Here is a 20,419-nt window from a genome sequence, read left to right as displayed (position 1 = left end):
CTATTGAATTTGTATTGGTCAGCGGCACGCTGGTTTTAAACGGTGGTGGCCGGTTCGCTCATCACTGGCAGCTCGGGCAGCACCGCTTCGGGGTGTATGCCAATGGAGCTGAGGATCTCGGGCATGGCCGAGTAGTCCGCTTCGCCGGTCTCGGTAAATTGAGTCGGTAGCAGCAGCGATTGATCGCCGAACACTTCGAGCAGTTGCGGCAGGATGATTCGCCACGCCGAAATCTCGCGCATCGGGAAGATCCGGATCGAGTTGGCGATGCCGCGAGTGAACAGGGCGGTTTGCTGCGCGGTGAAGTCACCGACCACCTGTTGTACGAACAGCGGGAAGATGTGCTTGTGCACCAGTTCGTCTTTTTTGTGCAGGGCCACCACGTGGCGGAACACCGGCTGGATGTCTGGCGCGTCGCTGAGGTCGGCCAGGTAGTCGCTGATAAACGTCTCCGAGACCAGCGAGAAGGCCAGGCGGTAGATCTTGAAATCCGCCTCGGACAGGGTGGCCTGGGCCTGGCTCAGGTGGCGGGTCAGTTCCAGTTCCGGCCATTTGATGCGCATGCCGCGCTGAGTGATGGCTAGTTCACACATGTTGATCGAAAACAGCGTGTGATAAGCCTCATCCGCCAGGGTTTCGGAAATCGTCGCGGCGCTGGCGGAGCTCAGGCGTGAGCCGAGCTGCAGCAGGTCGATGCAGGACGGGCAGATGATTTCGGTTTCGATGGCGATGGTTTTCTGGTTGTAGATCACCCAGCCGGCCGACAGGATCAGCAGCTTCAGGGCGTGGGGGTATTGCTGGTAATGCGGATCATGGGCGAAAGGTAACAGGGCCTCGAGAAAGTCCGGCGCCTGCAGGTCAAGCTGGATATCCGGGCGCTGGGAATCGAGCTTGATCTGTGCGCGTTTGTGCCAGCTGCGTTCGATTTTGATCAATCGTTCATCGGTCGCGTCATTGCTGCGATAAAGATCGTCTTGAGTGCTGTGCTGAAACATGGTTTCACCGGGTTGATAGTGAGTTGTGAAGGCCATCCATGGTTTGCCGAGGTGTGCTCGGCAACGTTCACGACCGGGAGTTACACCGCTGGCGCGGTTTGGATCTTGTCTTTCTTGCGATCCAGAAAGTCCGCCAGGCGATCCTGTGTGCGGATGTCGGAAGACACCACGGCGGCAATCAAGGCTTCCGTCATCAGGCCGTCCTGCTGGCTTTGATCGACAATACGCGGCAGCACGTGGGTCACTGCGTAGTTGGTCATGGGCAGGTTGCCGGCGATCTTGTGCGCCAACTCGGTGGCCTTGAGCACCGCCTGGCCGACCGGCACCAGGTACTGGGCCACGCCGCGCTCATAGCTTTCCTTGGCGTAGAGCGTGCGGCCGGTGAGCATCATGTCGGTCATCAGTGCGATGCCGGCGATGCGTGGGAAGCGGACCGAGGCACCGACACCCACATACAGGCCGCGCATGGCTTCGGGCAGCGAGAAGAAGGCGCTGTCATCCACCACGCGCAGGCTGCAAGCGGTGGCGATCTCCAGGCCACCACCGATGGCGGCACCGGTAATGGCGGCGACGACGGGCACCTTGCCGAACTGGATCAGTTCGAAGGTCTTGTGCCATTCGCGGAAGGCCTGGACGTTATCGATCACCGACTGGTCGCGGATTTCCGACAGATCCAGCCCCGTGCAGAAATGTTGGCTGGTGCTGTAGAGCACGGCGGCACCAATGCCTTCAGGCATGTTGGTAAAGGTATCGCGCAGTTCGTGCATGACTTCCAGAGACATGGCGTTTCGTTTCTGCGGGCGGTTGAGACCCACCATCAGAACGGCGCCGTCTACTCGTACGTCCAAGTAGTTTTTGACACTCATTTTCCGAATATCCCTTCGATATGAACCCAACTTGGGGAGCGACGATTCTAGGTGGCAGAGTAGTGGCCCGCTTGCTATGTCAGGTCATACTTTGACAAAATCGGGCCATGCCTCCGACCTTCCTCTATTCCCCTTACGAACCCGACAGCCCCGAAGCGGTGGTGACGCTGCGCGAGTACCCGTCCGGCACGGTGTTTCCACGGCATACCCACCGGCGCGGGCAGTTCGCTTATGCGTCCACCGGTGCGCTGAAAATGTTCACCGACCTCGGCAATTGGGTCGTGCCGCCTCAGCGGGCGATCTGGGTGCCAGGCGGGGTGTCCCACGAGATGCACATGCGCGGCGATGTGGTGATGCTCAATACCTATCTGGACGACGACGCCGCTCAGCGCGCAGGGTTGCAGGACTATTGCCAGGTGTTTGGCGTCTCGCCACTGTTGCGCCATCTTCTGGAAGCGGCACTGGCGGTTGGGCCATCGGCGTCGCCAAGCGTGCGCGACTGCTGCGTGCTGACCCTGTTGATCGATGAAATCGGCGCCATGCCCGAGTTGCCCCTCAGTGCGCCGTTGCCTTCCGAAGCGCGTCTGGCCCGTTCTTGTCAGCGCTTTCTAGAGGCGCCGACGCAGAAGATCTCCATCGGCGAGATGGCCGACTGGTCGAGCATGAGCCGGCGCACCTTTACCCGTAACTTTCGTGAATGCACCGGCATGACCTTTGTGTCCTGGCGCCAGCAGGTGTGCCTGTTGGAGGCGACGGCGCGGCTCAGTCATGGCTCGTCCATCACCGATGTGGCGTTCGAGTTGGGGTTCAGCAGTTCCAGCGCGTTCACCTCAGTGTTTCGCCGCAACCTGGGTGATTCACCGGCGCGCTACCTGGCCAAGTCCAAGGCCGCCTCCCTGTTTTGAAAGGACGAAGAGGCCAATGCAGTGCCTTTTCCCCCAGCGGTACGACGTTGAACCCCAGCCTTTGTTACTATCGCCGTCCCTTGTCACCAGGAGTCACCGCCCCATGCAGCACCAGTGGGATGAAATGCACCGCACCCGCAAACCCACATTCCTGATGTGCGGCGAGCCCCAAGGCGATGTGCTTAATCTCTATGTCCACGGTTATTCGGCGTTCTTCAACCGGCAACAACTGGGTAGCTTCAAGGCGCAGTTGGCGGGCATCGAAGGTTCGACCAACCTGATGCTGTTCTGGCCGGCAGGGCATTTCCTGGAAAACCTGTTCGCGCCATTCAAGGACGTGATCGGCGCGATGCTCGGCGGCGGTAGCCTGGGCGCAGCCACGGTGGGCGTGGGCAAGGCGATTGCCTACTTTCTCGATCACTATAAAAGCGTGGAGGCACGGGTAGACGAAGTCGCCAGGAGCCTGCTGCCGGAGCTCGCCAGCTTCCTGCACGGTGAATTCCTTGAAGTGCAGCGCATCAACCTGATTGGTCATTCCCTCGGCGCGCGCATTCTGGTCAAGAGCCTGCTGGCCAGCCCTGATACCGCCCGCGAGCTGCCGTTGGACAACCTGTTGTTGATGGGCGGTGCGATCTGCACGTCCAGCCCGTGGGATGACGTGTCCGCGCCGCTAAAAGGGCGCGTGATCAACTGCCACTCCAGCAAAGACTGGGCCTTGGCCCTGAAGCCGGATACTGAGCGTTGCATCGGCCGCTATGCGATCCCGGTAACGCCGGCGCTCAAGGCCAAGGTCACCAATGTGCACCTGGCGACTTTCGATCACGCCGCCTACTGGCCGCAGTTGCAGACGGTGGTGCAGTACACCGACCTGCTGCACGAGCGGCGCGGCATGATCTGCTCCGACCAGCGCAGTACTGAAGTGCGTTTTGCCGAAGAGGACGCGGACCTGTTCCCGGCGTTGGTCCAGGCGCGGCCTGAGGAGTTGAAGTTCCTCGCCGAGTTGATGGCGCAAAAACGCAGTGCATCCATAGACGCCAGCGTGCGCGAGCCGCTCAAGCTGGCCATCGAGTTGCAGCGCATGGGCGGCGATACCTTTATGAACCTCGCCCGAGGCCATGGCGTGAGTTACCGCCAGATTGCTGAGGATGTGGCGCAGCGGCTGAGCATCAAGTTCGATGAACCGCTCGATACCGTCGAATTGGCTGACCTTGAAACCCAGGTCGCCGAAAAACTCATCGAACAGTACAAAGACAAACTCAGCCATGCGGACCGGCTGGTGTTCGACGCGGAACTCAAAGCTGCCGCGCAAAAGGAGCAGGGGCTGTTCAGGCGTTTTGACGTGGGCCGGTCGGCCACCACCGCGTTGAGCGGTACAGCGCTGGCCGGGTTGACCGGTTTTATCCTGCGACGCGGTGCGGCCACGGCGATTCCGGTGGTGGGGCAGGCGGTAGCTGCGGCGATGCTGGTGGTGAGCGGCGTGCGCGCGTTTTCCGGCCCTGCGTATTCGATCACCACCCTGGCGGTACTGGTGATCGGCGTGATTCGCCAGCGCATGGAGCGTGAAGCGTTGAACCAGGAGATGGACCTGGTGGTGCAAGTGGTCGAAGCGTTCGACCTGCCACGGGACACGGTGATGCGCACGGTTGCGTCCGACTGATAAGCTGCGCCTCTGTCTTGTGTGTTTGCCTGGGATACCGCGTGAAATTCAGCCTGCCAAAAATCGCCACCGCCCCGTTCTGCCCGCCGGAAGTGGCGGGTTCTGTCGCCGTTGATCCCAAGGCTTCGTTCTTCAAGCGCATCCTCATGTTTGCCGGGCCTGGGCTGCTGATCTCCATCGGCTACATGGACCCCGGCAACTGGGCCACGGCCATCGAGGCCGGCTCGCGCTACGGTTACAACCTGTTGTTTGTGGTGCTGCTGGCCAGCCTGGCAGGGATGGCGGTGCAGTGCTTGTGTTCAAGGTTGGGCATCGCCACCGGCAAGGACCTGGCGCAACTCTGCCGTGAGCGCTATAGCCAGCGTTCTGCACGTACCCAATGGGTGCTAGCAGAAATCTCCATCATCGCCACCGACCTTGCCGAAGTGCTGGGCTGCGCCCTGGCATTCCACCTGCTGCTGGGGGTGTCGCTGACCACCGGCATTGTCATCACCGCCTTCGACACATTGCTGATCCTGGCCCTGCAGAACCGGGGTTTTCGGCGCTTGGAAGCGATCATGCTGGCGCTGGTCGCGACCATTGGCGTGTGTTTCTTCATCGAACTGGTCCTGATCAAACCTTACTGGCCGGACGTGTTCAGCGGTTTCACCCCGTCACTGTCGGCCATCAGCGATGCTGCACCGCTGTACCTAGCCATCGGCATTCTCGGGGCCACGGTGATGCCCCATAACCTCTACCTGCACAGCTCCATCGTGCAAACCCGCCTGATCGGCAAGGACCTGGCCAGCAAACAGGATGCGGTCAAGTTGGCGCGTATCGACACTATCGGCTCGCTGGCCCTGGCGCTGTTGGTCAACGCCGCGATCCTGGTGCTCGCCGCCGCAGCGTTCCACAAGACGGGCCACACTGACGTGGTCGAGATCCAGGATGCCTACCACCTGCTTGATCCGCTGGTCGGCGGTGCCTTCGCCAGCATCCTGTTCGGCGTTGCCTTGCTGGCCTCCGGGCAAAGCTCCACCTTTACCGGCACCATCGCCGGGCAGGTGATCATGGAGGGCTACCTCAACCTGCGCATTCCCTGCTGGCAACGGCGCCTGATCACCCGTGGCCTGGCGCTGATCCCGGCGTTTTTGGGGGTATGGCTGATGGGGGACGATGCCATCGGCAAGTTGCTGATCCTCAGCCAGGTGGTGCTCAGTCTGCAGTTGCCGTTTGCGCTGTATCCGCTGATCCGCATGACCGGTGACAAGCAACTGATGGGGCCGTTCGTGAATCGCCTACCGACACGCTTGCTGGTGTGGTTTCTGTTTGCGGTGATCAGTGGGGCGAATGCCTGGTTGATTGGGCAGTGGGTATTTGGGTAGACGCACCGAAGCAAATGGGACGACTCATACCAGGATTGCCAGGGACGTGTATTGGGCGACCTGCGGATCGGCGGTCAATAGCTTCATGGGCTCGCTGATGGCGGTCGCAACGATGAGCCGATCAAACGGATCCTTGTGATGGTGCTCAAGGTCCTTGACCGCGATCGCATGCTCTGGGGTGATGGGAAGTTCGACGAATCCGCTTTCCAGGCAGTATTCACGAATTTCATCCAGGTCGACGGTGAGTTTGCCCAGGCCAACCTTAATTGACAGCTCCCAGAATGTTGCAGCGCTGATGTAAATCTCTGCTGCGTTCTCAATCAGCTTCTTGGCTTTGCTGGATAGCTTAGGATCTTCACTCAGCGTCCAAAGCAGAATATGGGTATCCAGCAGCACTCTCATAAGCGGTTGCCTTCGAAGGCATCCAGCAGGTCGTCAGGCAAAGGTGCGTCGAAGTCTTCAGGAATGACGAGCTTGCCTTTCATTGCACCGATTCTCCGACCTTTGGATGTGCCGACGGGCACAAGTTGAGCCATCGCACGCCCGTGCTTGGCAATAGTAATGACCTTGCCCGCGGCAGCCTCATCAACCAGCTTCGACAGATTATTTTTCGCTTCACCCAAAGGAACGATAGTCATAAGGTCATCTCCGTATTTTGGCCAAATATAGCCAAAACTACGTGCGCTATCAAAGACGGCCAGACCACTGGCTGAGGCGGCTCGCGCAGCGCGCGATATTTTGGGGTAAGTGAATTCCATGGCAGCTCTCTCAGAAAAATACAGTCAGAGTCTGCGCCAGCATGCCGGGACCGGAAATACTGGCCCGGAAAATCAGAACGGACCTACCTATTTCTGTAAGGAAATTTCCTTCATAGCGACGTTCTTCTCGAATTGGAAAGGTCACCGATCCCAATACGGCACCGCTCCAAAACACTCCACGAAATAATCAATCACCGTGCGCACCTTCAGCGACAAGCGCCGGCTTCCCGGCCACAGCGCCGCAATTTGCTGAGGCTCCAATGTCGTCGCCACGTCGTACTCTGTCAGTACCGCCTGCAGAGTGCCCGCACGCAGACTTTCGCCGATCAACCAAGAGGGAAATACCACCAACCCCAGCCCTTGCTCGGCGGCGTAGGTGAGGGTGTCGGCGTGGTTGCCGGTGATCGGGCCCTTGACGCTATAAGGTGTCCAATCGCCCTGGTCCTTGCGGAAGAACCAGCGTTGCTGGCCGGTAATGCCTTTGTAGGCCAGGCACTGGTGATTGATCAGTTCGTCAGGATGTTGCGGTGTGCCGTGTCGGGCCAGGTAGGCCGGGCTGGCGGCGATGCGAAAGCGTTGGGGGGCGAAGATGCGTGCCTGCATGCTGGAGTCGTTGAGCACGCCGATCCGAAAAAGTAGATCGGTGCCGTCTTGCAGCGGGTCGACATACGTGTCGGTTTGCTGGATATCCAGTTGCAGCTTTGGGTATCGCCGGCACAACTCGCCCAGCCACGGGGAGAGATGGCGCTGGCCGAACACCATTGGCGCATTGATACGCACCAGGCCGCTGGGCTCGCTTTCCTGTTCCTGCAGCGCCTGGCCGGCGGCTTCCAGTTGTTCCAGCATCAAGCGCGCATGTCGCCCGAGCAAGCGTCCGGCTTCGGTGGGGCTGACGGCGCGGGTGTGACGGTAAAGCAGTTGCTGGCCAAGGGCCTGTTCCATCAGTTGGATTTGCCGGGAGATGGAAGAGGGCGCCAGGCCCTCACGGCGTGCCACTTCGGAAAAACTACCGAGGTCCAGCACGGCGACGAACAGGCGCAGCGCCTTGAAGCTCAGTTCATTCAAGCCTTGCATCGTGCCTCCAGGCTGTGCGTTTTGCGCAAAGGTGTTGTTGGCATGCTCCCATTTATCGCACAGCACGGCCACCGGATAATGTGCGCCATCCAATCCTTTGTTGATGTGCAGGTGGTGTATGCAAGCAAGTTCCATTGAGGGCGTGGCGCAAGCCAAGCCGAAAAAAAACGGCCTGCGGCTGCTGCTTTTGCCGTTGGTGATCCTGGCTGGCATGGGCTTGTCGGTTGAAGCGGGCCTGCTCGGGCCACTGGGTGCGCAGGTCGGGCATTTGTGGGCTACCTTGAGCATCTTTGGCGTGGGCTCGGCGATCCTGTTTCTACTGCTGCTGTTCAGCGGCCCGCGAAAAGGCCCGGCGTTGTCCGAGCTGCCGTGCTGGCAGTTGATCGGCGGTTTCCTGGGGCCGATCTACGTGGTGGTACTGACCCTGGCCACGCCGCATATCGGCATCGCAATGACCATGATCGCGATTCTTTCGGGGCAAGTCGGCAAGAGCGTGCTGATCGACCATTTCGGCTGGTTCGGCGCGGCGCGCAAGCGGGTCAATGGCGAACGCTGGATCGCCCTGGCGCTGATTGTGGTGGCACTTGTTTTGATTGCGCGAGGTTAAGGCGATGAACCTGATTCTGTTACTGGTAGTGGTAGTCGCCGCAGGTGCGGTGTTGAGTGTGCAGGCCGCCATCAATGGCCGCTTGGGCCAGACCGTGGGTGTGCTGCGCGGCAGCCTGGTGACTTTTGGAGTGGGCGCGATTGTCACCGCGTTGTTGATCTTGTTCTTTGAGCCTGCTCAGGCGGTGAGCTTGCTGGAAGTGCCTAAATGGCAGCTCACTGGGGCCTTGTTCGGTGTGGTGTACATGATGGTGATGGTCGGCGCGGTGCCTGTCGTCGGCACGGCGGTGGCGACGGTGGCGGTGATCGTCGGGCAATTGGGCATGGGCATGCTGATCGACAACTTCGGTTGGCTGGGCAATCCGGCGATTGAGTTGTCGGGTGCGCGGATCGTGGCGATGGTCTGCCTGGCCCTGGCGCTGCTGTTCATGTACCGCAGCAATACCCGCGCCGACTGACGGTTTGAACCATCGCCGCCGGGCCGCAGTCCCTCATTAAGGTGCCGGCGCCCGCCGCACCGGGACGACCACGAAAAAGGAGTCTGACCATGCCAGATAAAACCTGTGCCTGCCCACACTGCAAGTGTGTGCTGGGAGCTGACGCGGTAATGAAGGACGGCAAGGGTTATTGCTGTCAGGGCTGTGCGGAGCACCATGCCCATGGTGAGCCGTGTGCGGCGGCGACCGGGTGCGAATGCGCCAAATCCGCCAAAGGCTGACGTGCTTGCGGGAGCCGGCCAGCCGGCTCCTATTGCCGTTCGAGTTCGAGCCGCAGGCTATGGTCGGCCAGGTGTCGACGATGCTTGACCACACCACGGGTGCGCCGTCCCTCCAGCGCAAACACCACCATTTGCGCATCACGTAGATCGTCCGGCAACGGTTGGAATACCTTCAGTACCGTCCCGGTAGCTTGGTGTTGCAAGCTCACTTGGCATTCGACATGCCGGGTAATCGGCCCGAACAGGGTGTCCTGGGTGTAATCGATCCGTGCCTTGCCGTTGACCGACAGTATTGCATCCATGGTCTCTCTCCTTGATCAAGCCTGTAGCGCACGCTTCCGAGCTGCGCCGGTATAAGCCAATGATCTCCGTGGTCCGTAAAAATTCACTCGGATTGTCGAACGGTGGTCATTACCATGGCGGCTCACCCTTGATTGATGTGTACATCATGGCTCTGGCTGCGCCTCCCGACCTCAGTGATCACGCCGTCCCCGTGCAGCCCTTGGCGCGTACTTATCCGCGTGGGCTGTACGTTGAACCGCATAGCCATGACTGGGGCCAATTGCTCTATGCCATGAGCGGCGTGATGTGGGTCGAGACGCCGCACGAAGCCCTGGTGGTGCCGCCACAGCGTGCCGTCTGGCTGCCGCCGGGGGTGGAACATGGGATTCGCGTGGTGTCGGATTTGCAGATGCGCAACATCTACCTGCGCCCGGCCCTGGCAGCCACATTGGACAGCCAGGTGCAGGTGATCGAAGTCGGTGGGTTATTGCGTGAGCTGATCGTCACACTGGTGGACGAGGGCGATAACGGCGATGTGGCGTATTACGAAGCGTTGGTCAGCCTGGCTTTGCTGGAGCTGCAGCGCGCGCGCCGTTCACCGATGCGCATCGCCATGCCGGTGGACGCCGACCGTCGATTGATCAGTGCGTGCCACGCGGTCATGGCTGCGCCGTCCCTGGAGATCCCGTTCGAACAGCATGCCGAAGCTGCCGGCGCCAGTGTGCGTACCTTGTCGCGGCTGTTCCAGAATAACCTGGGCATGGGCTTTGCCGAATGGCGGCGCCAGGTGCAATTGGCCACGGCGGTGGCGGAGCTGATCCAAGGCCAGCCGGTCAGTGCCATCGCACGTTCCCTCGGCTATGCCCCCAGCAGTTTCAGCGACATGTTTCGCCGCGAACTTGGCGTGGCGCCTTCGCAGTACGTCGGCTGACGGGTTTGGCCGAAATCCTGAAGCACTTGGCCGATGCTTCAGGATTCAGCGCTCTAGACTGAGCGCATCCACCCACAAGGCGCTGCCCCCATGAACTACCTGATTTCCGTCGCCATTGGCCTGTTTGTCGGCGTGATCTACGGCGCCTTGGATTTCCGTTCGCCCGCACCGCCGGCCATCGCCCTGGTGGGCCTGATGGGCATGCTGCTGGGTGAAAAGCTCTGGCCCATGGGCCGACAGCTGGTGGGCGCCTGGTTCTCCTGATTTTTTTTCACTTCGATGGATATTGGCCATGAAAGCACTGCAATTTTCCGCCACCGGCGACCTCGCCGCCCTGCGCTTCGTTGACGTCGCCACCCCGGTGCCGGCCGCCGGTGAAGTGCTGGTTCAGGTCAAGGCCGCCGGCCTCAATCCCAGCGACGTCAAAAACGTGCTCGGCCGCTTTCCCTACACCACCTTGCCGCGCATTCCCGGTCGCGATTTTGCCGGAGTGGTGGTGGAAGGGCCGCAGGCACTGCTGGGCCAGGAAGTCTGGGGTACCGGCCGCGACCTGGGCTTTTTCGCCGATGGCTCCCACGCCCAGTACCTCACTGTGTCGGCCAAGGGCGTGGCGCATAAGCCCAGCCATTTGAGTTTTGCCCAGGCCGCCAGCCTCGGTGTGCCCTATACCACCGCTTGGGATGCCCTGGAACGCAGTGGCGTGACCCAAGGCACGCGCCTGTTAGTGATTGGTGCCAATGGCGCGGTGGGCAGCGCGACCCTGGCCCTGGCAAAAATCCGTGGCGCCCAGGTGCTGGCCGCTGTACGTCGACCAGAGCAGGTCGAGGTATTGCAGGCGCAAGGTTTTGAGGCGATTGCCTTGGGCAAACCGGAAGAGCTCGGTGCGCAGGTCAATGCGGTGTTCAAGGGCGGTGCCGATGTGGTCTTCGACACCACCGGTTTCTGGCTGCCGGCAGCCGTTGCAGGTTTGGCACCGTTCGGCCGCATCGCGATCATCGCCGCGCCGGTGGACGGCCATGTACAACTGCCGGCCCTGGCGCTGTATCGTAAAGGTGGCTCGGTGGTGGGGATCAATTCGTTGCTCTACAACTGCGAGCAGTGCGCGGTGATGCTGGAGCAGTTCGGACGATTCTTTGATGAAGGCCTGTTACCGTTGCCCACCGGCCTGCGTGAAGTGGCGCTGGCCGATGGGGTGCAGTGCTATGAGGAGGTGAATCAAGGCAGCACAGACAAAATCATCTTCCTGCCTTGATTCCGGCGGTCAGGCCTCCGGAACACCTTTCTCCCAGGCCGACCAGTTCTTGAGGATCGCCTGTACCAGCGGGTTGCCCGTGCGGTACAGGTTCTCCAGCGCCGGCACGAAACCGCCCTGATCCGCGTATTTCAGCAGGTTGTCCACTTCGCTGTAGCCAGGGTACGGGCGGTCGAAGTCCGAGCCGGCACGTACCACCGCCAGGCGCTGGATATCCACCAGGCCTTCGCGGCTGGCTCGCAGCAGGGCTTCGTAGGTGGAGTTATCTTCCTGTTGGGTGGTGCAGTATTCGCCTTTGTTTTCGGTCAACAGCTTGGTCCAGGCTTCGGCGCGTTCGCTCAGGCGTGTACCGGAAAACCAGGTGTTGCCCGCCAGGGTGTCGCAGCGGGTGACTTGCGGCGGCTGGTTGGCCGGGGCGGCGGGGTAGTGTTTGCGCCAGGCGGCGGACTCCTTGCTTTCCGTCAGCTCCACCTTCTGCGACAAGGCAAACGCCTTGGCCTGCAACTTGGGGTTCAGCTCAAACACTTCGGTCTTGTAGTCCAACGGTGGTTTCTCGTTGGGGCCTTTGGTGTTGATGCCGATATAACCCGTCGGCCAATCCTTGGGCGCGTCCCGCGAATCCAACTCCCACTGGGTACCGAATTCCACCAGGTAATGCGCCCAGGCGGCGGTGCCGATAGTGCCGTGCTTGGGGCTGATGCCGGCGATCCCGGCGATCAGGAAATAGCTCTGGCGCAGGTCGAATTTGGGCGACAAGGCCAAGGCCAGCGTGGACGCGGCGGCGTTGGTCTGGCCCATGCCGGTGACCAACAGGCACACGTCCTGGGTGTTGCAGCGGATCACCGGGTATTCAGCGGACAGCCCTGGCACGCGGACTTCCTGCTTGAGTTCCAGGCGATCGATCCAGGTTTGCGCCTCAGGGGCGAACATGGTGATCAGCATGACCTTGGGTTTGATCGGTGTGGTATTGGCCAGCACCACGTGGGGCAGCAGCGCCAGGCCGACCGCCATTGATAGACGTGTAAACGCGTTCATCTAAAGCTCCTTGATCAGAATTGGTAGCCCACGCCGGCGTAGTAACCCCAGCCGTCGGAACGGGCGCGGAAGTTGCCTTCGCCGAAATTCAACTCACTGCCGTCTTCCCAGTTGCCGCCGTTATGGAAGTAACGGCCAACCAAGGTAAAGCGCAGATGGGTGAACGAGTACAGCAGCACATTGGTCGCGACCAGCGAGTTGGCGGTGCGCGCCGGGTTGTCCTTGTGCAGGTCGGAGCCGAAATCGTAGTTGGTGAAGCCGATGTAGGTCAGTGAGGCGCCGTTATCGAACTTGCCGATGGGCACGATGTACTTCATCTGCGCGCGGTAGCCATCCCACGAATATTCATTGCTGGCGCCGTAGTTTTCCCACTGGTAACGCCCGTAGAAGTTGGCCGACAGGTTCACCCGCGAGTGGGTGTCGATGTCGGTGCCGAGGCCGCTGTACAGGGTGTTGGCGCGGTTTTCCTTGCGGCTGCCATGGTCGTAGATCCAGTCGAACGCCACGTACCACTCCTTGAACGGCCCGATGGCCAGGCTACGGCCCGCCAGGTAGTCGATGGAGATACGCGGCTCGTGCTCCATGAACACCGGGGAGCCATGGTCCCACACGCCTTTGTCATTACTGTTACCGATGGTGAGGATCTTCGGCACGTCGATGTAGCCGTACAGCTCAAAAGGCCCCTTACGGCCGAAGTACTCATATTCCAGGTAGACATCATCCTGTGGCTTGGGGCCGAAGCTGATGTCTTTGCTGCCGATCAATGTCAGGTCCTGGTTGAACCAGTCCGACAGGTACACGCCTTTTTTCGCCTGGCTGGCTTCAGGGCTGAGGGTTTCGCCCTGTGCTGAGTCATCCACGGGTTTTTCCTGCGCCAAAATGGGGGCGCTGAGTACTCCCGTAACGGCCGCCAGTAGCAAGGAAACACCAAAGGAGGCAGGACGCCTTGAGGTGGGGTGCATTGAAAATCCCTATTCGTACGCGGTTTGAACCCGATTCTTCGGGTAAGGGTGAACTTGGCTGGCAAGTTCGTACCGCAAACGTTTGCACAGGCTGTACCAAGTTTGCTCAATCGGTTGATCAAATTGAAAAAAACGGGATTTAGTCGACCTTTTGGTCAGAATTGACTGGGTGTCATTTTTTCAATGTGCTGGAACAGGTGCATCGCGGTTTCCCGTCGATAGTCGCTCGGCGTCTGGTGCATTTCGATACGGAAGTGTCGATTGAAATTCGACAGATTGGCGTAGCCCACTTCAAAGCAGATGTCCGCCACCGACATGTCGCTTTGCAACAGCAGTCGGCAGGCGCGCTGTACGCGAAATTTGCGCATCAGGTCGATAAAGCCGTGGCCGGTGTTGCGCTTGAAGAAGCGTGAGAAGCCCGGTTCGCTCATCTCCAGCTGTTGCGCGATTACCGACAAGCGCACATCGCCGGTCAGCTCGCGCATCAGATAGTCGAACGCCTTGTTGATGCGTTCGGCGCTGCGTGCATCCAACGTCGGCGCATAACACGGGCTGGCGAGGGCCTTGACCTGTTGCGTCGGGGCGTTCTTCAGGGTGTCGAGCAATTGCAGGAACAGGATCAGGCGTTGCAGGCCGTGGGCGCTGCCGATGGCTTCCATCAAGCGCGCAGCCTGCAACGCGGTGTCGCCGGTGAACTCCAGCCCGCGCCGGGCATGCTCGAACAGCGGTTGCAGGTCACCGAGTTCCGGCAGGGTCTTGCGCAGGGTGAGGAGGGCGGCGCCGTCGAATTGCAACACCACGTCGCGACCGCTCAGGTGTTCGCCGGGGGCGAGTTCACCGATCCAGTCGTGGGGCAGGTCGGGGCCGATCAGGGCCACATGCCCGGCACTGAACGCACCGATGTAGTCGCCCGCCACCAGTTTGCCGCTGCCTTGGCGGATCAGGTGGATTTCAAATTCGGGATGGTGGTTCCAGCGCGCCAGGTCGTAGGGGTAGTCATGTTCGAACCAGCGGAAGCAATGGTCCGGCTCGGGCAGGATCACTTCGAGTTCGGCGGGGCGGTGCTCGAACAGCTTGGCGCGGCTGATGGGCATGGTGGGATTCTTATGATGCTTGGAATTGCTCCAAAATACGCGCCTCAGTCATGGGCGCGCTACTCCTGGTTTCGCCAGGTACTGATACTTTTTTAACGTTCACGCTCCGGTTAAAAAAGTACCAGTCGCCCATCCCCCAGGCGTTTGTGGGGGCTTGGCCAAGCTGCTGTAATCGGCCCTCAACAACAAAAACAACAGGTAGAAACCGCTATGTCCAAGCTCCCGCAAGCGTTGTTCCTGCTTTCCGGCCTGGCGCTGGCCATGCCCAGCCACGCCGCCGACACCGTGACCATCGCCACGGTCAACAACAGCGACATGATCCGCATGCAGCGCCTGTCCAAGGTGTTCGAAGCACAGCATCCGGACATCAAGCTCAACTGGGTGGTGCTGGAAGAAAACGTGCTGCGCCAGCGCCTCACCACCGACATCGCTACTCAGGGCGGGCAGTTCGACGTGCTGACCATCGGCACGTACGAAACCCCACTCTGGGGCGCCAAGCACTGGCTGGAACCCTTGACCCAACTGCCGGCCGATTATGACGCCGACGATATCTTCCCTTCGGTACGCCAGGGCCTGTCGGTCAACAACACCCTGTACGCCTTGCCATTTTACGGCGAAAGCACCGTCACCTACTACCGCACCGACCTGTTCAAACAGGCCGGGTTGAGCATGCCCGCGCATCCTACCTGGACCCAACTCGGCGAGTTCGCCGCCAAGCTCACCGTCAAGAACAAGGACCAATACGGCCTGTGCCTGCGCGGCAAGGCCGGCTGGGGCGAGAACATCGCCTTGCTGAGCACCATGGCCAATGCCTTTGGCGCGCGCTGGTTCGACGAGCAGTGGAAACCCGAGCTGACCAGTCCCGAGTGGACGGCGGCCGCCAACTTCTACGTCAACACCCTCAAGCAATACGGCCCGCCGGGTGTGTCCAGCAATGGTTTCAACGAAACCCTGGCGCTGTTCAACAGCGGCAAGTGCGCGATCTGGGTGGATGCCAGCGTCGCCGGCTCTTTCACCACCGACAAGAGCCAGAGCAAGGTCGCGGACAGTGTCGGTTTCGCTGCCGCGCCTACCGAAGTCACCGATAAAGGGTCTTCGTGGCTGTATGCCTGGTCCCTGGCAATTCCGGCCACGTCCAAGCACAAGGACGCTGCCAAGGCCTTCATCAGTTGGGCGACCTCCAAGGACTACATCCAGTTGGTTGCTGATAAAGAAGGCATCACCAACGTACCGCCGGGTACCCGCCAATCCACCTATAGCGAGGCGTACTTGAAGGCCGCCCCGTTTGCCCAGGTAACCCTGGAGATGATGAAGCACGCCGATCCCGCGCACCCGTCGGCCAAGCCGGTGCCGTACGTAGGCATCCAATACGTGACCATTCCCGAGTTCCAGGCCATCGGCACCTCGGTCGGCAAGCTGTTCTCTGCGGCGCTGACCGGTGGCATGTCGGTTGACCAGGCCTTGCTGGAAGCCCAGTCCACCACCGAGCGCGAAATGAAACGCGCCGGCTACCCGAAATAACTTCAACAGGACTTTTTCATGAAACGACTTGAAGGCAAGAGCGCACTGATCACCGGTTCGGCGCGTGGCATCGGCCGCGCCTTTGCCCAGGCCTACATCGCCGAGGGCGCCACCGTGGCCATCGCCGACATCAACCTGCAACGGGCCCAGGCCACCGCTGCTGAGCTGGGCCCACAGGCCTATGCCGTCGCCATGGATGTTACCGACCAGGCGTCCATCGACAACGCGATTGCCGCTGTGGTCGGCCACGCCGGCAAACTGGATATTCTCATCAACAATGCTGCATTGTTCGACTTGGCGCCCATTGTCGACATCACGCGCGACAGCTACGAACGGCTGTTCTCGATCAACGTCGCCGGCACGCTGTTCACCTTGCAGGCCGCCGCGCGGCAGATGATCAGCCAGGGCCATGGCGGCAAGATCATCAACATGGCCAGCCAGGCCGGACGCCGTGGCGAGCCGTTGGTGGCGATCTACTGCGCGACCAAGGCGGCGGTGATCAGTTTGACGCAATCGGCGGGGTTGAATTTGATCAAACAGGGGATCAACGTCAACGCCATCGCTCCGGGCGTGGTGGATGGCGAGCATTGGGATGGTGTGGATGCGTTGTTTGCCAAGCATGAAGGATTGGCACCGGGCGAGAAGAAAAAGCGGGTAGGGGACGAGGTGCCGTTTGGGCGGATGGGCACGGCGGAGGATTTGACCGGCATGGCGGTTTTCCTGGCCTCGAAGGACGCAGACTACGTGGTGGCCCAAACCTACAACGTCGACGGCGGCAATTGGATGAACTAGAGCCGTACATCAATCCAGAATGTGGGAGCGGGCTTGCTCGCTCCCACAGGTGATTTTCGGTGTTCTTTAAAACGCGTTACTCGGCAAAACTGCGGTCGAAGAAGTAGATTTCTCCAGGTTTCAGAACCGTCACCGTCGCCTGGGGCCTGCCGCCTTCACCATTCTTCTTGCGCCCGGTCTCGCGCAGAAACCCCGCCTCAGTCAGCTTCAGCAAGCGCTGGCGAATACTGGTCTTCAACACCGGCCGCCCCAGCACCAGGGAAAAGATCATGGTCGCCTCCGGCGCGCTGAACTCATCGCCCAGGAACATCAGCGGCAAGCTGCTGTACAGCGACTTGGAGAACAAGCGTTCCTGCACGGCGGCCACGATGCTGTTGTGATCGAACGGCAGCTTGATGCGGCCATCCGCGACCCCCGCCAGTGAAAACCAGGCCTGATGCTCACCCAGCTCTGCCTCATCCGCCATGATCGCCAGGTAGTAAGTGGACGACGACCAGCAGCGCGGATCACGAAACGCATCCCCCACCGTGCCCACTTGCTCGCTCCACGCCAACTCCAGGCCCACTTTGTCACTCGCCCGCAAGCGCTCCACCGCGTCCTTGAGGCTCAGATCTTGCACGCCGCCATTCACCACCACGCCCGGCAGCGCCCAATGCCCGGTGAAGGGCTCGGCGTCGCGTTTGTTCAGCAGCAATTTCAGCTCCCCTGAGGCGCGGCAATAAAACACTACGCACAGGTCGACGGTGTGGAGGTAGGGGCTCAGGGGCATGTGGACGTCCTTCTAGACAGCGATGACGCACAGTCTAACGAATCGAGCAGATATGTCATGTACTTGCTCCAGGATAGATAACCAAATGTTTCTTGCAATGAAAGTACATGACGTGTACTTTTGTTTTCAGGCCACAGGAGAACCATCATGACCCTCTCGATATCCGCCATTGCTTCATTCGATGTCGACGCCCAGAAGAGCTTCACGCCGCTGTGCCCCAACGAATTGCCCGTGGCCGGCGGCGACCAGATCGGTGCCGAACTCAACTACATGGCGAGCCTGGCCGGCCATCGCGTCGGCAGCAAGGACGCCCACACCCCGCACGCGCCCTGGGTGGTGTCGCAGCACAGCGAGATGCTGCAACCCACCGGCCTGGCCCACGCCGATGTGACCTGGGTGAGCCATTGCGTGCCGGGCACCGAGGGCTTCACCTTGCTGGACGAGTTGCCCACGCCCTATGACTACGACTACTTCATCTGGAAAGGCGTCGAACCCGACCTGCACCCTTACGGAGCCTGCTACCACGACCTGCACGACAAACTGTCTACCGGCGTGATCGAGTACTTGAAGGCCCAAGGCGTGAGCCGCGTGATCGTCGGCGGCCTGGCGCTGGACTACTGCGTCAAGACCACCGCGTTGCAATTGCTCAAGGCTGGCCTGGAAGTGGTTTTGCACTTGCCGGCGTGCCGGGCCATTACGCAGGAGGGCGGCGTGCAGGCGGTCAATGAGTTGCTCAAGGCCGGTGCTGTCATCAGCAGCACCCGCGAAGAACTGGCCGCGATGGCCGCGCGTTAAGGAGACACACCATGGAAAGTGCCTACGACTACGAAACGCCCGTTATCCAGGGTTTGCTCGACACCGACTACTACACCTTCACCATGATGCAGGCCGTGTTGCACCAGTACCCCAATGTCGATGTGGAGTACAACTTCATTGTGCGGTCCAAGGAAAAGCTCGGTCATCTGATTCCTGAAATCCGTGCCGAGTTGGATCAACTCGCCAGCCTGCGTATGCGCGAAGGTGAGCTGCGCTTTCTGTTCAATCCACGCTTTCGCGAATACCTCACCCCGGACTACGAGCGTTTCCTCGGTCTGTTCCGCTTCAACCTGCGCTACATCCACGTCAGCGAAATCGACGGCCAACTGAACATCCGCGTGGTCGGCCCGATGCTGCACTGCATCATGTTCGAACAGCCGGTCCTGGCCCTGGTCAGTGAGCTGCGCAACCGCAACAAATACCCCGACGTGACACTGGAAGATGTCACCCGCAAGCTTTACCAGAAATTCGACTGGCTGCAGAAAAACCTCAGCCGCGAAGAACTCGCCGACCTACGTGTGTCCGATTTTTCCACCCGTCGTCGCCTGTCGTTCAAGGCCCAGCGCGAAGTGGTCGACATCATGCGTCGCGACTTTCCCGGCCAGTTCGTCGGCACCAGCAATGCGCACCTGGCCTACGAATTCGACCTGCCGCTGATCGGCACCATGGCCCACCAATGGCTGATGGTGCACCAGCAACTGGGCCGCCTGCGCGAAAGCCAGAACGCCGCTTTGGAAAACTGGGTGCGCGAATACCGGGGCCGTCTCGGCATCGCCTTGACTGACTGCATCAGCACCGACTTCTTCCTCAAGGACTTCGACCTTTACTTCGCCAAGCTGTATGACGGCCTGCGCCAGGACTCCGGCGACCCCATCGCTTGGGCCGACAAAGTCCTGGCCCGCTACCAGCAACTGGGCATCGACCCGATGACCAAGGACCTGATGTTCTCCGACGGCCTGAATTTCGAAAAATGCCTGCCGATCCTGCGGCACGTGCGCGGCAAGGCCAAGTTCGGCTTCGGCATGGGCACCAGCCTGGCCTGCGATGTGGAGGGCGTCGAGCCGCTGAGCATCGTGATGAAACTGGTGCGGGTGCACGGCGAGCCGGTGGTGAAATTCTCGGATGACCCGATCAAGAACGTCTGCGAAGACGCCTCGTTTTTGCAGTACGCAGCACACGTATTCAATGTCGGCAGCGTGGAGGTGTGACATGCAAGCACGTATCGCACAGGAACTGAACATCAATCGGCAACTGGTCAAAGGCGGTGAAGCCAAAGAGATCCAGCGGCGCATCGACTTCATCAAGACCACCTTGCGCGGCTCCGGCGGCAAGGCGTTGGTACTGGGCATCAGCGGGGGTGTTGACTCCCTCACGGCTGGCCGTTTGTGCCAGTTGGCCGTGGAGCAGCTGCGCGACGAAGGCTACGCTGCACGCTTCATCGCCATGCGCCTGCCTTATAAAACCCAGGCCGACGAACGCGACGCCCAGGCTTCCCTGGACTTCATCACCCCGGACCAGATCGACACCCTCAACATCGCCGCCAGCGTCGACGGCCTCATGGCCAGCCTGACCGCCACCCAAGCCAGCGCCGCCCATGTCGATTTCATCAAGGGCAACGTCAAGGCACGCACACGGATGATCGCCCAGTACGCGGTGGCCAACCTGCACAACGGCCTGGTGGTCGGCACCGACCACGGCGCTGAAGCGCTGATGGGGTTTTTCACCAAGTTCGGCGACGGCGCCTGTGACTTGGCTCCATTGTCGGGCCTGACCAAAACCCAGGTGCGCCTGCTCGCCACGGCCCTTGGCGGCCCGGACAACCTGGTGCACAAACACCCGACTGCCGACCTGGAAGAGCTTGTGCCGGGCAAGCTGGATGAACAGGCCTACGGCTGCACTTACGCAGAGATCGACGCGTACCTGATGGGCGAGCCGGTGAGTGAGCGGGTGAGAACCCGGGTCGAGGGCGCATACAGCAAGACAGCGCACAAGCGTGCGCTGCCTATCATTCCGGTTTGAGCC

24 protein-coding genes are annotated in these 20,419 nt (G+C 60.6%); 14 read left to right on the top strand and 10 right to left on the bottom strand.

From position 1 onward, the window contains the following. Positions 1 to 35: 35 nt before the first annotated feature. Positions 36 to 995, bottom strand: a complete 960-nt coding sequence (locus ACP7EW_RS24415) for a diiron oxygenase (RefSeq protein WP_033901590.1) — start codon at positions 993 to 995, stop codon at positions 36 to 38. Positions 996 to 1,075: 80 nt separating this feature from the next. Then, positions 1,076 to 1,861, bottom strand: a complete 786-nt coding sequence (locus ACP7EW_RS24410; protein WP_016977256.1) for a crotonase/enoyl-CoA hydratase family protein — start codon at positions 1,859 to 1,861, stop codon at positions 1,076 to 1,078. Positions 1,862 to 1,968: 107 nt separating this feature from the next. Here ACP7EW_RS24410 and ACP7EW_RS24405 point away from each other — a divergent pair, with 107 nt between their 5' ends. The 3 genes from ACP7EW_RS24405 (at position 1,969) to ACP7EW_RS24395 (ending at position 5,787) form a co-directional block, all read left to right on the top strand. Beyond that, positions 1,969 to 2,766, top strand: a complete 798-nt coding sequence (locus ACP7EW_RS24405; protein ID WP_426220436.1) for an AraC family transcriptional regulator — start codon at positions 1,969 to 1,971, stop codon at positions 2,764 to 2,766. Between the two features lie 103 nt (positions 2,767 to 2,869). Further along, positions 2,870 to 4,423 carry a DUF726 domain-containing protein gene (locus ACP7EW_RS24400; protein WP_426220433.1) on the top strand — a complete coding sequence of 518 codons (1,554 nt, stop codon included), beginning with the start codon at positions 2,870 to 2,872 and terminating at the stop codon, positions 4,421 to 4,423. Positions 4,424 to 4,464: 41 nt separating this feature from the next. After that, positions 4,465 to 5,787, top strand: a complete 1,323-nt coding sequence (locus tag ACP7EW_RS24395) for an Nramp family divalent metal transporter (RefSeq protein ID WP_426220431.1) — start codon at positions 4,465 to 4,467, stop codon at positions 5,785 to 5,787. Positions 5,788 to 5,811: 24 nt separating this feature from the next. On the opposite strand, the gene ACP7EW_RS24390 is transcribed toward ACP7EW_RS24395, so the two are convergent. The 3 genes from ACP7EW_RS24390 to ACP7EW_RS24380 form a co-directional block, all read right to left on the bottom strand. Beyond that, positions 5,812 to 6,189, bottom strand: a complete 378-nt coding sequence (locus tag ACP7EW_RS24390; RefSeq protein ID WP_426220429.1) for a type II toxin-antitoxin system VapC family toxin — start codon at positions 6,187 to 6,189, stop codon at positions 5,812 to 5,814. Further along, positions 6,186 to 6,545, bottom strand: a complete 360-nt coding sequence (locus ACP7EW_RS24385; protein WP_426220427.1) for a type II toxin-antitoxin system Phd/YefM family antitoxin — start codon at positions 6,543 to 6,545, stop codon at positions 6,186 to 6,188. Before ACP7EW_RS24385 ends, ACP7EW_RS24390 begins: the two co-directional genes overlap by 4 nt. Before the next feature lie 141 nt (positions 6,546 to 6,686). Next, entirely contained in the window at positions 6,687 to 7,619 is a 933-nt protein-coding gene (locus tag ACP7EW_RS24380) for a LysR family transcriptional regulator (protein WP_426220425.1), read from the bottom strand. A 118-nt stretch (positions 7,620 to 7,737) separates the two neighbouring features. On the opposite strand from ACP7EW_RS24380, the gene ACP7EW_RS24375 reads away from it, so the two are divergent. The 3 genes from ACP7EW_RS24375 to ACP7EW_RS24365 all read left to right on the top strand — a co-directional run bounded on the left by ACP7EW_RS24375 (position 7,738) and on the right by ACP7EW_RS24365 (position 8,943). Then, on the top strand, positions 7,738 to 8,226 hold the full coding sequence (locus tag ACP7EW_RS24375; protein WP_426220423.1) for a DMT family transporter: 489 nt from the start codon (positions 7,738 to 7,740) through the stop codon (positions 8,224 to 8,226). 4 nt (positions 8,227 to 8,230) lie between these two features. Further along, entirely contained in the window at positions 8,231 to 8,683 is a 453-nt protein-coding gene (locus tag ACP7EW_RS24370; protein WP_426220421.1) for a DMT family transporter, read from the top strand. A gap of 89 nt (positions 8,684 to 8,772) precedes the next feature. After that, positions 8,773 to 8,943, top strand: coding sequence for a metallothionein (locus ACP7EW_RS24365; protein WP_016977247.1), 171 nt, complete (start codon positions 8,773 to 8,775; stop codon positions 8,941 to 8,943). A gap of 29 nt (positions 8,944 to 8,972) precedes the next feature. Here the strand turns inward: ACP7EW_RS24365 and ACP7EW_RS24360 are convergent, their stop codons facing one another. Then, positions 8,973 to 9,245, bottom strand: coding sequence for a hypothetical protein (locus ACP7EW_RS24360; protein ID WP_426220419.1), 273 nt, complete (start codon positions 9,243 to 9,245; stop codon positions 8,973 to 8,975). Between the two features lie 146 nt (positions 9,246 to 9,391). On the opposite strand from ACP7EW_RS24360, the gene ACP7EW_RS24355 reads away from it, so the two are divergent. The 3 genes from ACP7EW_RS24355 (at position 9,392) to ACP7EW_RS24345 (ending at position 11,408) form a co-directional block, all read left to right on the top strand. Then, positions 9,392 to 10,156, top strand: a complete 765-nt coding sequence (locus tag ACP7EW_RS24355; RefSeq protein ID WP_426220417.1) for an AraC family transcriptional regulator — start codon at positions 9,392 to 9,394, stop codon at positions 10,154 to 10,156. Between the two features lie 90 nt (positions 10,157 to 10,246). Continuing rightward, the gene (locus ACP7EW_RS24350) at positions 10,247 to 10,420 is read left to right on the top strand and encodes a DUF1427 family protein (RefSeq protein WP_426220415.1); all 174 of its coding nucleotides are present in this window, start codon (positions 10,247 to 10,249) and stop codon (positions 10,418 to 10,420) included. Between the two features lie 28 nt (positions 10,421 to 10,448). Continuing rightward, positions 10,449 to 11,408: a quinone oxidoreductase family protein gene (locus ACP7EW_RS24345; protein ID WP_426220413.1), complete on the top strand. Its 960-nt coding sequence runs from the start codon at positions 10,449 to 10,451 to the stop codon at positions 11,406 to 11,408. Positions 11,409 to 11,417: 9 nt separating this feature from the next. Here ACP7EW_RS24345 and ACP7EW_RS24340 read toward each other — a convergent pair whose 3' ends face one another. The 3 genes from ACP7EW_RS24340 to ACP7EW_RS24330 all read right to left on the bottom strand — a co-directional run bounded on the left by ACP7EW_RS24340 (position 11,418) and on the right by ACP7EW_RS24330 (position 14,499). Further along, positions 11,418 to 12,443 (bottom strand): purine-nucleoside phosphorylase, encoded by a 1,026-nt coding sequence (locus ACP7EW_RS24340; protein WP_426220411.1) that lies wholly within the window; start codon positions 12,441 to 12,443, stop codon positions 11,418 to 11,420. A 14-nt stretch (positions 12,444 to 12,457) separates the two neighbouring features. Beyond that, positions 12,458 to 13,405 carry a nucleoside-specific channel-forming protein Tsx gene (locus tag ACP7EW_RS24335; RefSeq protein ID WP_426220409.1) on the bottom strand — a complete coding sequence of 316 codons (948 nt, stop codon included), beginning with the start codon at positions 13,403 to 13,405 and terminating at the stop codon, positions 12,458 to 12,460. 155 nt (positions 13,406 to 13,560) lie between these two features. Then, positions 13,561 to 14,499 carry a helix-turn-helix domain-containing protein gene (locus tag ACP7EW_RS24330; RefSeq protein ID WP_426220407.1) on the bottom strand — a complete coding sequence of 313 codons (939 nt, stop codon included), beginning with the start codon at positions 14,497 to 14,499 and terminating at the stop codon, positions 13,561 to 13,563. A gap of 261 nt (positions 14,500 to 14,760) precedes the next feature. On the opposite strand from ACP7EW_RS24330, the gene ACP7EW_RS24325 reads away from it, so the two are divergent. After that, on the top strand, positions 14,761 to 16,020 hold the full coding sequence (locus ACP7EW_RS24325) for an ABC transporter substrate-binding protein (protein WP_371318387.1): 1,260 nt from the start codon (positions 14,761 to 14,763) through the stop codon (positions 16,018 to 16,020). Between the two features lie 18 nt (positions 16,021 to 16,038). Beyond that, on the top strand, positions 16,039 to 16,812 hold the full coding sequence (locus ACP7EW_RS24320) for an L-iditol 2-dehydrogenase (protein ID WP_426220405.1): 774 nt from the start codon (positions 16,039 to 16,041) through the stop codon (positions 16,810 to 16,812). Positions 16,813 to 16,888: 76 nt separating this feature from the next. Here ACP7EW_RS24320 and ACP7EW_RS24315 read toward each other — a convergent pair whose 3' ends face one another. Further along, the gene (locus ACP7EW_RS24315; RefSeq protein WP_426220403.1) at positions 16,889 to 17,581 is read right to left on the bottom strand and encodes an NUDIX hydrolase; all 693 of its coding nucleotides are present in this window, start codon (positions 17,579 to 17,581) and stop codon (positions 16,889 to 16,891) included. Positions 17,582 to 17,728: 147 nt separating this feature from the next. On the opposite strand from ACP7EW_RS24315, the gene ACP7EW_RS24310 reads away from it, so the two are divergent. The 3 genes from ACP7EW_RS24310 to nadE are packed head-to-tail and all read left to right on the top strand — an operon-like array spanning position 17,729 to position 20,416. Further along, entirely contained in the window at positions 17,729 to 18,376 is a 648-nt protein-coding gene (locus ACP7EW_RS24310) for a nicotinamidase (protein WP_426220401.1), read from the top strand. 11 nt (positions 18,377 to 18,387) lie between these two features. Further along, on the top strand, positions 18,388 to 19,605 hold the full coding sequence (gene pncB / locus ACP7EW_RS24305) for a nicotinate phosphoribosyltransferase (RefSeq protein WP_426220398.1): 1,218 nt from the start codon (positions 18,388 to 18,390) through the stop codon (positions 19,603 to 19,605). A 1-nt stretch (position 19,606) separates the two neighbouring features. Then, a complete protein-coding gene (gene nadE, locus ACP7EW_RS24300; protein ID WP_426220396.1) occupies positions 19,607 to 20,416 on the top strand; it encodes an ammonia-dependent NAD(+) synthetase in 810 nt (269 codons plus the stop codon). Positions 20,417 to 20,419 lie beyond the last annotated feature (3 nt).

Origin of the sequence: Pseudomonas sp. DWRC2-2, from assembly GCF_049897885.1 — a bacterium.
Lineage (GTDB): Bacteria > Pseudomonadota > Gammaproteobacteria > Pseudomonadales > Pseudomonadaceae > Aquipseudomonas > Aquipseudomonas azotoformans_A.
This window is presented reverse-complemented; position numbering and strand designations above follow the sequence as displayed.